Source organism: Salicibibacter kimchii (genome assembly GCF_003336365.1).
Lineage (GTDB): Bacteria > Bacillota > Bacilli > Bacillales > Marinococcaceae > Salicibibacter > Salicibibacter kimchii.
In genome coordinates this window covers 265,064-279,632 of sequence record NZ_CP031092.1, presented here as the reverse complement: position 1 = coordinate 279,632, position 14,569 = coordinate 265,064, and the positions used below count along the sequence as shown (strand labels likewise).

The window sequence follows — 14,569 nt, the reverse complement described above, 5'->3', positions numbered from 1 at the left end:
TCGCAACCTTCCCTTTATCGATATAAAAAGACCGTAAATGTCGAACCTTTATCGATCTTGCTTTGCACCGATAACTTGCCGCCGTGATTGTCGATGATATTTTTTACAATGGCAAGCCCCAGGCCGGTCCCACCCTTATTATTGTCTCTTGTCCGTGCCTTGTCCCCTTTATAGAAACGTTCGAACACAAAAGGTATGTCATTTTCAGGAATGCCTGCGCCCGTATCCAATACTTCCATCTTTATTCCTTCTTCTTGGGCAATCACATGTAACGTTACGCTACCTTCATGGCTCGTATGGCGAAGCGCATTGTGGAGCAAGTTGGTCATCACCTGCTCAATCCGGTCAGCATCTGCATCCACCCATGGATCTGTTCCAAAAGTCTCGTAATAGAGTTTGACATTTGCATCTTCAGCCATCGGTTTAAATTTGCGAAAAACCTTTTCGGAAAGAGCAAACAAGTCGACCCGATCCATTAACATCGTCAATTGCCCGGATTCCATGCGTGCCATATCCAACAGTTCATTGACGAGCCGCCCCATACGAAGGGATTCATCGTAGATGATTTGAGACATCTCTTTTTCTTCTTCACGGCTTTGGGCGACATCATCGATCATTGCCTCGCTGTACCCTTGTAACATCGCGATCGGTGTACGCAACTCATGGGAGACATTGGCAATAAAGTCTTTCCGTAACTTATCGTTTTGCCGCTCTTCCGTCATATCTCGGATAACAGCCACGACTCCACGGACAAACTTGTCATGATACAATGGGCTCATCAACACCCCAAACGTTCTACCCTGTACATAAACTTCGGTTGTTTGATCCTCTTCGGTACTCACAACCGTCTGAAACAACGCCTTTATTTCCTCGGGGATGCGCTCCCCGATCGTTTCCCCATCTTGTTCATAGCGATGGCTTTGTAAAAATTGATCCGCCGGAGGATTGCTCACCAACAAATTGCCTTGGCGGTTCAACGTAATAACGCCGTCGACCATGCTGCTTAATATTCTGGAAAGCTGTTCTTTTTCACGATTCAGTGCTTCGTAATTATTGTTTAGCTGACGGCGCATACGGTTAAAGGCAATGGCCAAAAGGCCGATTTCATCTCTTGTCATCATCGGAACAGGCGTGTCGAAGTTCCCTTTCGCAACTTCGAGGGCGGACTGCCGCATCTTACGCAATGGAGCAGTCACTCTTGATGACAGAAAAAAAGCAAAAAACGTTGTTAACGTGAAACCAATCCCGCCCGCCAGAATAATCAGCCTTCGTGTTTCTTGCGTTGTTTCTTCCATTACACCGAGCGATTGGTATAACAGCAATGAATAATCTGCTCCATCTGTCATTTGAAAGGGAGCCGCCACGACGATAAAATCCATCTCTTCTTCATCGGCATCTTCATAAATCAATTGAGTTGTGATAGCCTCTTCCTCTTCCAACGCCGACGCTATTTCGTCGATTTCGGCCAATTGCAACGGAGGAATGACTATTTCATCCTCGGAGCCTTGAAACGAATTCCAATAGGGCATTTCGTTGCGGAAGATAATCGCTTGTATTCCGGACGTCTCTGTGAGTTGTTGCACGGTGTTCATGTTATCGAGTGCCTCACCGTCTTCTTCCATGAGGGTGATGATAAATGAGTTATGGCTTCTTAATTCATCTTCAATTTGATTCAGATGCATGTTTTCGAAAAACTGATCCAATAGTACCACTAAAATAATCAGCACAGCCGTTACCAAGAGTAAAATGGTAAGCCAAAGCTTACCAACCACACTTCTCCAAATCATTTAGCGCTCGTGCTGTTTTCAAATTTATAACCGATTCCCCAAACTGTCGTGATCATTTCGCCTGCTTCCGTCGAAATGTTATTCAATTTTTCGCGCAAGCGTTTCACATGGGTATCGACCGTGCGAAGGTCGCCAAAAAACTCGTATTCCCATACGTCTTTTAACAGCTGTTCTCGGGAAAAAACTTTATCAGGGCTGCTGGCGAGATAATGCAGCAACTCATACTCTTTCGGAGTCAAAAGTACCTCTTCCTCGTCAACAGTCACACGGTGGGCATCATGATCAATGGTGATATGATCGAAAGCCAGGATATTTTTTGCTTGTGTGTCCGTGTGCAAATAAGCCGTTGTTGATGCACGACGCAACAAGGCCTTTACGCGCAAGATGACTTCCCGCGGGTTGAAAGGTTTTACAATATAGTCATCGGTCCCCTCTTCAAATCCTTGCACGCGTTCGGATTCCTCCCCTTTTGCCGTTAAAATGGCAACCGGCGTCGCCTTTATTTTCCGAAGTTCTTGGAGCACTTCGATCCCGTCCATGCCGGGCATCATTAAATCGAGCAAAATAAGGTCATAATCCGTTTCTTTTGCCATTTCAAGGGCCAGTTCCCCGTTCTCCGCTTCCTCGACTTGGTAGTTTTCCCGTTCCAAATACATACGCAGCAATCGGCGAATGCGAGCTTCATCGTCTACGACAAGGATTCTTTCGGTTGTTTCTTCCATTGCCAGTGCCCCTTTCCGTTGATGTTAAATGCAGAGAGGCCATCCATCGAAGGCCCCTCCCTTTTCTAAGCATACGAATGTAGACCCGCGATGACAAGGTTTACGAAAATCAAGTTGAATATAATAATCGCGAACCCGATGACCGCCAGCCACGCGGAAGGTTCTCCGTGCCAGTTCCTGTTCAATCGTAAATGAAGATAGGCGGCATAGAACAGAAACGTAACGAGTGCCCATACTTCCTTCGGATCCCAGCCCCAAAACCTTGTCCAGGCAATTTGGGCATAGATCATCGCGAATACGAGTCCCCCAAGCGCAAAGACGGGAAATCCAATCGCGATGGCACGGTAACTAATTTCATCCACCGTTTGCGGCTTGACGCTCTTAAACAGCGGCTGCAACAGGGCGCCCACACGCCTGCGGGTAGTGAGACGCACGAGTGCATAGAGGATCAAGCCAGTTCCAAACGCCCATACAACTGTGTTCAGATCCTCACTCACAATCCAATCAGGCATCTCGAACCAAGGTTCCATCCGATCTTCGGTCAGCAGCTCCCCTTCATTCGGTCCAAAAAGAGGAGGTAGTTCATAAAGCTTTTCCGCCGGTTCGCCATTCTCATCAATATAGGCAAAGTTCGCTTCATAATCGAAAGCCCCAAAAGCGTTGGTAACGAGGATAAACGCAAGCGCGCTCATTAACGTATACATAATGAATTCCACGCCAAACGTTCGTTTCGTCATTCCCTTTCGCTTTAAATCAATCGTTCGCAGCAGATAAATTAAACCTGCTCCAAAACTGACGGCGAGAATCCCTTGACCGATAGCCGTGGTAATCACGTGAATTTCCAGCCAATGGGATTGCAAAGAGGGCTGTAACGGTTGCACTTCCGTTGAAAACACAGCTGCATAGGCGATCAAAAGCATCACAATCGGCATCGTGATCAAGCCAAGGACATTTACTCTGTAAATGCCATATAATATCACAAATGCAAGGCTGAGGGTAATCGCAAAAAACGCCGTATACTCAAACATATTACTTACCGGAGCATGCCCGGCAACTGCCCAACGGGTAAAGAAATACCCCAAGGCAGATACAACGCCTATGATAGACGAAATATAACCTAATAACCCCCAGTTGTTGCCAGTCATCTGTCCTTGTTTATCTCGCCATTTTTTCCCCGTAACAGACACGGCATAGAAAATGGTGGCTGCCAAATAAAGGAAAAATGCCGCGCCGAGCAGATTCATGCTCAATTGCTCCATCTTTATTTACCTCCTAAGTAACGACCCTATAGCGGATTTAAGATTGCATGTTTTCATCTTTATTCTCTAGTTCGGTCTGTTCATCGGCTTCATCCGTTTGATCTTGCGGTGTCGTCACTTCCGTCTCTTCCGTTACTGCATGTATATCTTTCTTCAATGATTCCCAATTTTTATTGGTGTGGCCGGCAAGCCATACTTCACCATCTTTGCGTTGTAACCAAATGCGCCGGTGCGGCCAATAAGAGCCTTGCACAAGCCCGATCATAAAAATTGCGCCACCGGCGATGAGAAACGGCAACGTATGATCTTTTCGTACCGTCAAACCGGTCACGTGATTGGTGTCCATTCCGGCAAATTCGTATGCGTAGCGATTAGCTTCTTGATTCGGACTCACATTGTAATTGGCTTGTATACCAACAAACGTGTGTTCCACATCCTCCGTATCCGGATTCGTCATTTCGAAAATAAAGCCGGGATTGTCCGGAACGTCATTTTCCGTTGTCGGGACCCCTTCTTCATTGATATAGAAGTTTGGAAAATAACTATGAATACGGACGTTTTCATTATTTTCAAGTTCAAAACCATCGTCCGGATCATTTAAATCCACCGTAAACGAGCCAACGGTTTCATCCGTCTGTGTATCTTCAACCTCGAAGCTCATTTCCTTTAATTCGTCTAATTTATAATCAACCTGGTAAAGCGAATAATCATCAAAGTGAAAGGCATCATTGACTTCGATGGCATGCCTGTCTATTTCTTCCAGTTCCTGGTCTACCCCCACTGTGTCGCCTTGCGGTTGATACAAGACAGCGTCGGTACGGAACGTATCCTCTAACGGCGCTTGGTCCTCCGCATCTTCCTCTTGCTCGTGGTATTCGACCGTAAATGCTTCGTTTTCCACGTAGTACTCGCCGGATGTGCCGGGAATCACTTCGGTTTGGCCTTCCCGTACCCAAACATTATCATCGATATACATGCCCGGGAAAAAACGTAAAGATGCTCCTATCAAAAAAAGGATTAGCCCGATGTGATTCACGTAAGGGCCCCAACGTGCCCAACGGTTTTTTTCCGCGAGGAGGTTTCCGTTTTCCGTTCGAATGTTATAGCGCTTATCTTTTAATATTTTTTGGGCCCCGGCCATTGTTTCATCTACATTGTCGACATTGCTTGTCCCGAATATTCGTTGGCGCTTCATGAAGCTTTTATGGCGCGTCACCCGCTGGGATTTCAACGCTTTATAAAGCGGAAAGAAGCGATCGATACTCGCGACAATAATCGAGGTTCCGAGCGCGGCAATCAGCAACATATACCACCAGGACCCATACAGATTATGCAACCCTAAACTATAATACAGTTGCCCGAGCGCCCCATGTTCCTCTGCATAAAATTGCGCAGGCGTTTCTCCGGGCGGAATAAACATTTCCTGGGGGAAAATCGTCCCGATCGACGATGCAATCAACGTAATAACGATAATCGCGATTCCGACCTTTACCGATGAAAAAAAGTTCCATATTTTGTCGATGATCGTCTTGTTGTACGTCTGGGAACGCCGAGCGGCCCCTTCGTAACGCATATTGAGCAAACGATCGGAATCTGCATCGGCAAGCGGCTTTCCGCATGAACCACATACTTCTGTGCCGTAAGGGTTTATATGTCCGCAACTACATTTTATTTCCTGCAAATAATCACCCCGATACCACCCACTTCTGGTATTCTCTAAACTTATTATAACGATCATCGGGTTTGTTTACTGCCGTCGAAACTTATTTTTTTATGACACTTATGTGACAGCCATTTCCCGTAATCTCGCGACTTCCACCGGCTTTAAAGCACGAAAATCTCCGGGTTGCAATCCGTCCAGTGTCAAAAAGGCGTACTGTTCCCTTTTTAATTTGAGCACAGGGTGATCCACGGTTTCCAACATCCGTTTGATTTGATGGTTTCTCCCTTCGGCGATGACGAGTTCGATAATCGACGTATCGTTCTTTTTATTTCCGGACTTAAAAGAGACTTTCGCAGGGCCTGTCTTTCCGTCTTCCAGTTCAATGCCTCGGGAAAGTCTTTGTAATGTATCTTTTGATGGCTTGCCCTTGACTTTTGCCACATACGTCTTTTTGATATTGCTCCGGGGATGCATCATTGCATTCGCAAAATCCCCATCGTTCGTTAACAATAACAAGCCGGTGGTATCATAATCCAGTCGCCCGATCGGATAGATTCGTGCTTCGGTTTCGTTAATATAATCCGTGACCACGGGGCGATTTTTATCATCATCTACCGCCGAAATCACTTTTTTTGGTTTATACAACAAGAAAAAAACAGGCGCTTCCCGTTCAATCGGAATGCCATCCACTTCAATCGTTGCTTTTTCGGATACTTTGGTGCCCAATTCCGTTACGACTTTCCCGTTCACAGCGACGCGCCCGGCGACGATATAATCTTCTGCTTTTCGACGAGACGTTACGCCAGCGTGCGCGATCACTTTCTGTAGTCGTTCCATCTGCCTTCACCTCAGCACCCATCATACCGTTCCTATTAGCTTTTCTCAAGCGCCTCCTTTTTAACCGAATCCATATAAGAATAATGGATTCGGCAATCGCATTCAAACGGTGATCCTCACGGCCTCATATTTGCTCAGGTGCCGATTGTGAGTAGTTGACATCGATGCGGACGTTTGAGACGTGCTCGATCATCGACACAATTACCGAAATTAACATGGAAGCCAAACCAAACAAGGCATCGGCATGGGGAGGAGGCGATTAGCAACGAATATGCCGAAGAAAGGACGGCATTGGCATGAAAGGAGGGCAAAGGCATCCTCGGAAGCCGAAGCATCCTTGACTTCGGCATGAAAAAGGAAGCAAAGCACAGCAACTATGCCGAAGAAAAGACAGCATCAGCATGAAATACGAGCATAGGAGTGCTGGGAATTCGAAACAGTATCATCTGATTCATTTATACACTGAAAACTGCTCATGGCTCAATCAAATTGAACGTTGGTTTAGCATTTTTATCCCGGTAATTTAATCCATCCGAGAACCAGCTTCCATTCCGTTGCAAACCTGATTCATCGATTGACGCACTATATCGATGATGATCATCGATCTTTGCACAAGCCATTTCGTTGGACGTATAAAGGTCATCCTTTACAGGTTGACTATTTCAACCACTTTACACTAGTCCAGAATAAAAAAGCCTATACCGTCAAAATGACGATATAGACACGTATCCCATTGATCACATGGATCCAAAGACGAGTGTCACGAAAAAAATTGCCGCGGCAATCCCGCAAAGATCCGCGAGTAAGCCGACCTTGAGTGAATCGCCGATTTTTTTAATCCCTACGGCACCGAAATAAACCGTAAGGACATAAAGCGTGGTGTCTGTGCTTCCTTGCATCGTGGATGCTAATCGCCCAATAAACGAATCTGGTCCGTGCACGTCTAATAAATCACTCATTACCCCGAGCGCGCCTGTCCCTGATAAGGGGCGCATAACCGCTAACGGAACAATTTCCGTCGGCACACCGATCACTGCAAGGACCGGGCGAATACCTTCAAGTATAAAATCCAGTGCTCCGGAAGCACGAAAAACGGAGATGGCAACCAACATGGCAACGAGATAAGGGATGATCGAAATCGCCATTTGGAAACCATCTTTTGCTCCTTCAACAAACGTTTCGTACGCCGGTACCTGTTTGATGATCGCACTGAAAAGAATGACAAACAACAACAAGGGAATGATGTACATGGATATCGTCGTAAATACGGCCATTTATTTTGCCCTCGCCCGTTGCATTCGACGCCAGTGAAAAATGCGGTCGATGATGATTGCGCTAATGACGGCGACTGCCGTTGCCGCGATCGTCGTTCCGATAATTTCGCCGGGGTTTTCAGAATCATACGTCATTCGAATCGCGATTACTGTTGTCGGAATTAGTGTCAAGCTGGCGGTATTAATCGCGAGAAACGTGATCATAGAGCGACTGGCTTCATCTTTTCCCCCGTTTAATTCTTTCAACTGTTCCATCGCTTTTATCCCCATCGGTGTCGCGGCATTTCCAAGCCCAAACATGTTCGCGGTCATATTGGATAAAATATAGCCCATTGCCGGGTGATCCTTGGGCACTTCCGGAAACAGCCGCCGGATGATGGGAGACATCACTTTGGAAAGTAGCGTAAGGAGCCCTCCTTCTTGTGCAATTCTCATCATCCCCAGCCAAAAAACGAGAATGCTGATGAGGCCAAAGCAGAGAACGACCGCTTCTTCAGCGCCTTCAAATATCGCTTCATTTACTTCTTCCATCCTGCCGGTAAACATTGCAAAAACAAGACCTGTGATCAGCATTGTCATCCAGATCCAATTAATCATCTATGAATCACTCCATCATCTGTCGGAAACGATTTTTTAATCGTACCCAAAAGGAATGCTCCTCTGTTGTTTCTTCGGCTTCTTCGCGAAAAATCGGTTGTTCGGAAATGACCCTGTTGTCTAATTGAAACTGAAGGTGTCCGGCAAAAGGCAAATGCTCATCGTTGTCCCATTTGATTTTTGGCAAAACGCGAGCGTATTCGTCCTCGCTCAATGGATACGTGACAGATCGACGTACTTCATAAGCTTCGTACCCTTCTTCTTGCCCTCGTTCAAGTTCGCCTGCATCGATCAATCGATGCATCTGATAAGTGTCAAATCCATATTCAAACATGCGGACATGGTCGTCCCAGTCGGATGGCGCATTCAATGTAACGGCAATCAAGTCCATGTTATCTTTATTTGCGGAGGTCACTAGCGTCCGTTTGGCGCGATCGGTATAACCGGTCTTGCCTCCGGTCGCGTACTCATATCGCTCGGTTAACAAACGATTTTTATTCCTCCAAACTCGTTCCCAATCTTCGTTTTCATTGGGGGCACGGTGCACTTTTGTTCCGGATATAGCATTAAATGCATCAAATTCCATCGCTTCCTTCATGATCATCGCCATGTCATAAGCGCTGGAATAATGATTTTCATGGTCATCCAGCCCGTGTGGATTGGCAAAAATGGTGTTTTTCAATCCTAATTCATTTACTTTTTCATTCATTAAGAAAACAAAACCGTCTACGCTTCCGCCTACGTGTTCGGCAATTGCAATCGCGCTGTCATTGCCGGACCGAAGCATTAGGCCATATAACAAATCCTCCAATTTAACTTCTTCGCCTGCTTGCAGATAGAGCGATGACCCTTCAGTGCCCGCGGCTTGCTCTGAAATCTCCACGGAATCATCCAAGTCTCCTTGTTCAATGGCAACGATCGTGGTCATAATTTTAGTAATGCTGGCGATGCGCTTCTCGCTATATGCATCCTTTTCCCATAATACTCGCCCGCTTTCAGCTTCGACTACTATTGCTGATTCAGCCGATACGGCAAAAGGTTCTTCGGCATTCACGTCAAGAGGCATTACAAAAACGAGAAGGCATGCCATAAACAGGATCAGCCGGAGTCTCATTTCTCACCTCCTCGTAATGGATGCAAAGCCTTCACTTTATCCCGGTAATAAACGTCCGTAATAACGGGCGACTAACACCCCGATTGTCCCGACGCACAGGAGGTGCTAGTGCCGGCGTTGTCACAGGATGTGACGGTTTTAGCCGACCTCCTTATCAGAGGAGAAGAGCACCCCTCTGATGGAAGTTTCACTTTATGAAAATGTATGCGAAAATAGACAAGTTATGTATGTAAAAAAAGACGCGGGCAGCGTCTTTTTAGAAGAAGTCGATAGGAAAATATCTTGTGCGGGGAGGGACCTGTATCGTATGACCGGCATCACCCTTTTGGTTTGAATAGCAACGCCGCAATAAAGGAGAAAATAATGGCGGCAGAAATCCCGCTGCTGGTCACTTGAAAAATCCCTGTTAATACGCCGATAAGCCCGGTGTTGTCAGCTTCCGTCATTGCCCCGTGCACAAGTTGGTTGCCGAAACTGGTGATGGGAACAGTTGCTCCCGCGCCGGCAAAATCAATTAAACGTTCATAGATGCCAAGTCCGTCCAAAATTGCTCCACTTACAACAAGGGTTGCCAACGTATGGGCAGGGGACAGCTTCAAACCATCCATCAACAATTGCCCGATCACACATATGACCCCTCCGACCACAAACGCCCAAAAGAAAATCATACGGCTCCCCCCTTCGCTTCCAGCGTCACGGCATGGGCAATGCCGGGAATTGATTCCTTTTGTTGAGACGTCACAGGGGAAAGAAGCGCTCCCGTCGCGACGGCCAGTACACGTTTTAAGCGCCCCTTCGTAATGTCGTCCAAAATTTTTCCGAATATGACCGCTGCAGAGCAGCCCGTTCCACTTGCTCCCGCCATCGCCTCCGGGGCATTATCATAAATGAGCAACCCACAATCTTGAAATTTCGCTTCCGGCATCGGATGTTCTTCCTGACGGAACCATTCCAGGGCGAGCGCGCGTCCTACATTACCCAAATCCCCGGTAATAATCAGATCGTAGTCGTTCTCGTCCACTTGAAAATCATCGAAGTGTGCAAGAATGGTGTCAACCGCTGCAGGGGCCATCGCACCACCCAGATTATACGGGTCCTTCAAACCGTGATCGACGACTTTTCCGATCGTCGATTTCGTTACAACGATATTCGTCGATCCATTTGGCGCGAGCAATGCCGCTCCTCCGGCAGTTACGGTACGTTGGGCCGTCGGCGGGCGTTGGGCGCCATATTCAATCGGATAACGAAATTGCTTTTCAATCGCCGCGTAATGACTGGCCGTTCCGGCCAGTACTAAAGGCGCTCCCATTTCCACCGCTTGTGCCGCGAGCGACAACGCTTCCATCGATGTTGAACATGCCCCGAACAGCCCATAGTACGGGACGTTTAACGTCCGCATGGCAAAGCTTGTCCCCGTATCTTGATTGATAAGATCGCCGCCATAAATAAATGCAACATCTTGCATTGTTTTTCCGGCTTTTTGCACCGCCTGTTGGCAAGCTTCTTCCATAAGAACGACCTGTGCTTTTTCAAACGTGGTTTCTCCCATGCGACGGTCGTCAAAAATATAATCAAATGTATTGTTTAACGGGCTTTGTGCCTCAAACGGGCCGGTGACAACTCCCGAAGAAAGAATGCTGGGATAAGACGGGAACGCCCAGCTTTGTTTTCCGGTGAACATTACATGACCCCCCACTGTTGCGTGACGATGGCATAGATGATTCCAATGATGAACGCGGCAACCGTACCGAAAACGATCACGGAGCCGGCCAGTTTAAACATATTGCCCCCGACACCGAGAACGTATCCTTCGCTCCGGTATTCAATCGCCGTGGATGCCATGGCATTCGCAAAACCGGTGACAGGTACGATTGTGCCGCCGCCGGAAAACTGGGAGAACTTATCATAGACGCCAAAACCGGTCAACACCACCGCGATAAAGATCAATGTAGCCACCGTTGGACTCCCCACGGTTGCTTCGTTGAAATTAAAAAATGTCATGTAAAACAGTTGAATGCATTGGCCAATGAGGCAAATAAACCCGCCGACGAGAAATGCTTTTAAACATCTCATCCCCAGCGGACGAGGGGGCTCCATGCGCTTGGCCACTTGTTTATATGTTTCTGTTTCCATGTTGGTTTTTGAACTTGACATAAACACTCGTTCCTTTCATACATCTGTTTTCATAAATTCTTGAATGCTTTCCAAACGCCGATCGAGCTCTTCCCCGCTTACCGTATCATTTTGTATGTCTTCGGTAAGCCGTTTCAGTTCCATCTTTGCTTTTTGATCCGTAGATAAGTGAATAACGATATCCCCGGGCAACGTGTCTTTTAAATGCTCGCGCCCTTCTTCCCGAAAGGCTTCCAAATTCCAACGGGTGCCGTGCGTCACTTCCGGGACAATGTAGAGATGGTTGTCCAACGAAACGGCCTGGGCATTCGTCACTTGCTCCATCTCCTCTGTCGATGCCTTCGCTTGTTGGGCTAAAGCCTGCTCTTCCTGAGCATCTGCATTTTCATACATTGATGTTTCCTGTGGCGGGTTTACAGACTCACGTGAATGGTGGCTAATCTCCGGTTCCCTCTTCTGCGGCTCTTCACCGGCGGCTGAACCGCAAGCGGATAACAAAACCATCGTGAGAAGCAAACAGAAAGCAAGCATTTGATAATGACGATTGGACATGACGTTTTTCTTCCTTTCCACTACATATCGTACCGTTAGTATGAGATTACAGCGGCTCTACATGCATCCTGTTCATTAGAAAAACTTGCCTGTACGATCAAAAAAACTGTCTCCGGTCCGGAAACAGTTTTTTGCAACATGATTAATATGGACTCCACTTGACTTGTCTTGCCACGTCCAACCTTCGTTGCACGGCGGGCCAATTAACGACTTCCCACCAATTTTCTATATAGGCTTCTTTATCCGTTTTATACTGCAAATAATAAGCATGTTCCCAAACATCCAATACGAGCAACGGAATGACGTCCCACTGGCTTAAATAATGATGAAGTTCTGCGTTTAAAATTTCAAGCCGATGAGAACGGGGCGACCAAACGAGAATCGCCCAACCAGGGGGGTCCAATTCTTCGGCGGCAGCTGTAAAATGGGCGCGGAACCGTTCAAAACTCCCAAAATCCCTTTCGATCATTGATAATAAATCCCCTTTAGGTTTTCCGCCGCCGTGCGGATCCATAATCGTCCAAAAAATAGTGTGCAAATAATGGCCCGCACCATGAAACGCCGCTTCTCGTTCCCAATGGGAAATAAGGGCATATTTATTATCCCGACGTGCTTTTTCCATTTTTTCTTCAGCCTCATTTAACCCTTCCACATACGTTCGATGATGAGCGTCGTGATGAAGATACATGATTTCGGCATCAATGTAAGGTTCCAATGCATCGTAAGCGTATGGGAGCGGCGGCAACTCGTGCCCCCCCGGCTTGACGTAATTTGTCTTGCTTGACCGTTCGTGCTCGTTTAATGCTTCCTCGAGTTCTTCCACCGATTGAGCGGTTTCATTGACAGAGACAATGTCAATCTCACCGCGGATGGCTGACATTCGTTCTTTCACTCTGTTGGCATCCATTGCACGAGGGTTTTCATATTCAAGGTATGCCTCCAATTCATCGAGCCACTGTTTCACTTCCCCTTTATATGCTTCCCGTTCCGTAATCACGCCCTCACTCCTTTATAAACAGTAGAATTGATCCCTACCTATGTATATGGAGCGAAGGATTGTCCTCATGACTGACCGATGCATTATAAAAGACGCTACCCGCGTCTTTTTAGAGGTCAGAAGTCGGATTGGCAGAGAGCGGTGAAAACTAACTTCTTTCTCCAACATTCTTATCTTAATAAGGGCGCTCATTGTTTCTTATCTGTTAACCATCCTCGTTCCAACTTTCCCGGTACCCGGAGGAAAAAAGATCCAGTTGTTCAGCTTCCTCATCTTCCGTGATAGAAGGAAGATCATCGAGCGATGATAAATGAAACACATCTAAAAAACGGGCCGTTGTTTCGTAAAGAATGGCACGACCTGCTCCTTTCAAACGGCCGCCTTCTTCAATCAATCCTTTCCCGGCCAAAGTCGCGATTGCACGATCCGCGTTGACGCCTCTAATATCTTCAATGGTTGCTCGTGTGACCGGTTGTTGATAAGCGACGATGGCCAGTGTCTCCAAGGCGGCTTGCGACAGTTTCCCGCGTTGCGGCGGAGATGCATAGGCTTGTACATAATCGGAAAACGCAGGCCTTGTCGTCATTTGAAAACGGGAGCCGAACTGCAAAATCACGAGCGCCCGTGCCTCTCTTTCGAACTCGGACGCCAGTTTCTGTAATTCGTGAGTGACCATCGCGCGATCGATGCCGAGGACATCAGACGCGTGGGCCACTTCCAAACCTTCGTCCCCACTCACATATAACAATGTCTCAAGAATGAGCGCGACGTCTCTATTCATTGTTCGTTTCCTCCCGTGCTTGTATGTAAATAGCCGCGAAATTTCCCCTCTGATTACATACCACGGCGTTCTCCTTCATCAGTTGCAAAAGTGCCATAAAAGAAATAACTTGTTCTTGCACCTCCCCTTTTGTATACATTTGCAAAAAAGAGATCGGTTGGGCGCTTTGAAAAACCCGTGTGCGGATCGACTGCATTTTCTCTTCAATGGTCCATTTTTGGGATTCCACCGTTGTCGTCCGCGGCCGATTCACACGAAGTCGCCATTTTAATTTCTGATACGCCTGCAACATTTCCGATAGAGAAGATTCGATGTTCACCGATTCATTTCGATGTTCCGTGGAGGGGGTTATTTTGCTTGGCGCTTTACTGAAAAAATGATCTCGTTGTGCCTGCCGTTCCATCAATTCGGTTGCTGCCTGCTTATAGGATCGGTAGACCTCCAACTGTGCCACGAGCGCTTCGCGAGGGTCCTCCTCCGGCCACGCTTCCCATTCTTCCAAATCCTCATCCGCCCAAACATCTTGCTTTGGCAATAACATTTGGCTTTTAATAGCCAAAAGCGTGGAAGCCATCACAAGGTATTCACTTGCGATATCCAACTCCAACTCTTTCATCTGATGGATATACGTCATGTACTGTTCTGTTATTTTTGCAACCGGAATATCATAAATATCAACCTCAGCTTGTTTGATGAGGTGCAAAAGCAAATCCAATGGGCCCTCAAAGCTATCCAATTTCACATTGTATCGTTCTTCGCCCAAGACGATAAGCCCCCATTCGTCCCAATCTATCTCTATGATAACATGTTTGGCCATAGCATTTAGACATCTTTGTCGTGAATAAAAAGACAC

Annotated in this window: 15 protein-coding genes; all 15 read right to left on the bottom strand. The window is 47.0% G+C overall.

Annotated features, from left to right (window positions below):
- Positions 1-14: 14 nt before the first annotated feature.
- The 15 genes from DT065_RS01675 to DT065_RS01605 all read right to left on the bottom strand — a co-directional run bounded on the left by DT065_RS01675 (position 15) and on the right by DT065_RS01605 (position 14,533).
- Complete coding sequence (locus DT065_RS01675; protein WP_114370298.1) at positions 15-1,787, bottom strand: ATP-binding protein; 1,773 nt, start codon at positions 1,785-1,787, stop codon at positions 15-17.
- Positions 1,784-2,509 (bottom strand): response regulator transcription factor, encoded by a 726-nt coding sequence (locus DT065_RS01670; RefSeq protein ID WP_114370296.1) that lies wholly within the window; start codon positions 2,507-2,509, stop codon positions 1,784-1,786. The genes DT065_RS01675 and DT065_RS01670 overlap by 4 nt, the downstream gene beginning before the upstream one ends.
- 65 nt (positions 2,510-2,574) lie before the next feature.
- Positions 2,575-3,768: a c-type cytochrome biogenesis protein CcsB gene (gene ccsB / locus DT065_RS01665; protein WP_114370295.1), complete on the bottom strand. Its 1,194-nt coding sequence runs from the start codon at positions 3,766-3,768 to the stop codon at positions 2,575-2,577.
- 37 nt (positions 3,769-3,805) lie between these two features.
- Positions 3,806-5,449 carry a cytochrome c biogenesis protein ResB gene (gene resB, locus DT065_RS01660; RefSeq protein ID WP_114370293.1) on the bottom strand — a complete coding sequence of 548 codons (1,644 nt, stop codon included), beginning with the start codon at positions 5,447-5,449 and terminating at the stop codon, positions 3,806-3,808.
- A 99-nt stretch (positions 5,450-5,548) separates the two neighbouring features.
- Positions 5,549-6,268, bottom strand: coding sequence for a pseudouridine synthase (locus DT065_RS01655; RefSeq protein ID WP_114370292.1), 720 nt, complete (start codon positions 6,266-6,268; stop codon positions 5,549-5,551).
- Positions 6,269-7,005: 737 nt separating this feature from the next.
- Positions 7,006-7,542, bottom strand: a complete 537-nt coding sequence (locus DT065_RS01650; protein WP_114370290.1) for a spore maturation protein — start codon at positions 7,540-7,542, stop codon at positions 7,006-7,008.
- Positions 7,543-8,139 carry a nucleoside recognition domain-containing protein gene (locus DT065_RS01645; protein WP_114370288.1) on the bottom strand — a complete coding sequence of 199 codons (597 nt, stop codon included), beginning with the start codon at positions 8,137-8,139 and terminating at the stop codon, positions 7,543-7,545.
- A 7-nt stretch (positions 8,140-8,146) separates the two neighbouring features.
- Positions 8,147-9,253 carry a D-alanyl-D-alanine carboxypeptidase family protein gene (locus DT065_RS01640; protein ID WP_114370286.1) on the bottom strand — a complete coding sequence of 369 codons (1,107 nt, stop codon included), beginning with the start codon at positions 9,251-9,253 and terminating at the stop codon, positions 8,147-8,149.
- A gap of 317 nt (positions 9,254-9,570) precedes the next feature.
- The gene (gene spoVAE, locus DT065_RS01635) at positions 9,571-9,921 is read right to left on the bottom strand and encodes a stage V sporulation protein AE (RefSeq protein ID WP_114370284.1); all 351 of its coding nucleotides are present in this window, start codon (positions 9,919-9,921) and stop codon (positions 9,571-9,573) included.
- A complete protein-coding gene (gene spoVAD / locus DT065_RS01630) occupies positions 9,918-10,934 on the bottom strand; it encodes a stage V sporulation protein AD (RefSeq protein WP_193550794.1) in 1,017 nt (338 codons plus the stop codon). The genes spoVAE and spoVAD overlap by 4 nt, the downstream gene beginning before the upstream one ends.
- Complete coding sequence (spoVAC, locus tag DT065_RS01625) at positions 10,934-11,407, bottom strand: stage V sporulation protein AC (protein WP_114370280.1); 474 nt, start codon at positions 11,405-11,407, stop codon at positions 10,934-10,936. Before spoVAC ends, spoVAD begins: the two co-directional genes overlap by 1 nt.
- A gap of 15 nt (positions 11,408-11,422) precedes the next feature.
- Complete coding sequence (locus tag DT065_RS01620; RefSeq protein WP_114370278.1) at positions 11,423-11,938, bottom strand: YhcN/YlaJ family sporulation lipoprotein; 516 nt, start codon at positions 11,936-11,938, stop codon at positions 11,423-11,425.
- A gap of 142 nt (positions 11,939-12,080) precedes the next feature.
- Entirely contained in the window at positions 12,081-12,935 is an 855-nt protein-coding gene (locus DT065_RS01615; RefSeq protein WP_418314569.1) for a superoxide dismutase, read from the bottom strand.
- A gap of 205 nt (positions 12,936-13,140) precedes the next feature.
- The gene (scpB, locus tag DT065_RS01610) at positions 13,141-13,716 is read right to left on the bottom strand and encodes an SMC-Scp complex subunit ScpB (RefSeq protein ID WP_114370276.1); all 576 of its coding nucleotides are present in this window, start codon (positions 13,714-13,716) and stop codon (positions 13,141-13,143) included.
- On the bottom strand, positions 13,709-14,533 hold the full coding sequence (locus DT065_RS01605) for a segregation/condensation protein A (protein ID WP_114370274.1): 825 nt from the start codon (positions 14,531-14,533) through the stop codon (positions 13,709-13,711). Before DT065_RS01605 ends, scpB begins: the two co-directional genes overlap by 8 nt.
- Between the last annotated feature and the right edge of the window lie 36 nt (positions 14,534-14,569).

Excerpts from the sequence above, each read along its gene's own strand:
- DT065_RS01670 (WP_114370296.1), bottom strand. The coding sequence starts at position 2,509 with ATGGAAGAAACAACCGAAAGAATCCTTGTCGTAGACGATGAAGCTCGC.
- spoVAD (WP_193550794.1), bottom strand. The coding sequence starts at position 10,934 with ATGTTCACCGGAAAACAAAGCTGGGCGTTCCCGTCTTATCCCAGCATT.
- spoVAE (WP_114370284.1), bottom strand. The coding sequence starts at position 9,921 with ATGATTTTCTTTTGGGCGTTTGTGGTCGGAGGGGTCATATGTGTGATC.
- DT065_RS01675 (WP_114370298.1), bottom strand. The coding sequence starts at position 1,787 with ATGATTTGGAGAAGTGTGGTTGGTAAGCTTTGGCTTACCATTTTACTC.
- DT065_RS01650 (WP_114370290.1), bottom strand. The coding sequence starts at position 7,542 with ATGGCCGTATTTACGACGATATCCATGTACATCATTCCCTTGTTGTTG.
- scpB (WP_114370276.1), bottom strand. The coding sequence starts at position 13,716 with ATGAATAGAGACGTCGCGCTCATTCTTGAGACATTGTTATATGTGAGT.
- spoVAC (WP_114370280.1), bottom strand. The coding sequence starts at position 11,407 with ATGTCAAGTTCAAAAACCAACATGGAAACAGAAACATATAAACAAGTG.
- ccsB (WP_114370295.1), bottom strand. The coding sequence starts at position 3,768 with ATGGAGCAATTGAGCATGAATCTGCTCGGCGCGGCATTTTTCCTTTAT.
- DT065_RS01655 (WP_114370292.1), bottom strand. The coding sequence starts at position 6,268 with ATGGAACGACTACAGAAAGTGATCGCGCACGCTGGCGTAACGTCTCGT.
- DT065_RS01645 (WP_114370288.1), bottom strand. The coding sequence starts at position 8,139 with ATGATTAATTGGATCTGGATGACAATGCTGATCACAGGTCTTGTTTTT.
- DT065_RS01605 (WP_114370274.1), bottom strand. The coding sequence starts at position 14,533 with ATGGCCAAACATGTTATCATAGAGATAGATTGGGACGAATGGGGGCTT.
- DT065_RS01620 (WP_114370278.1), bottom strand. The coding sequence starts at position 11,938 with ATGTCCAATCGTCATTATCAAATGCTTGCTTTCTGTTTGCTTCTCACG.
- DT065_RS01640 (WP_114370286.1), bottom strand. The coding sequence starts at position 9,253 with ATGAGACTCCGGCTGATCCTGTTTATGGCATGCCTTCTCGTTTTTGTA.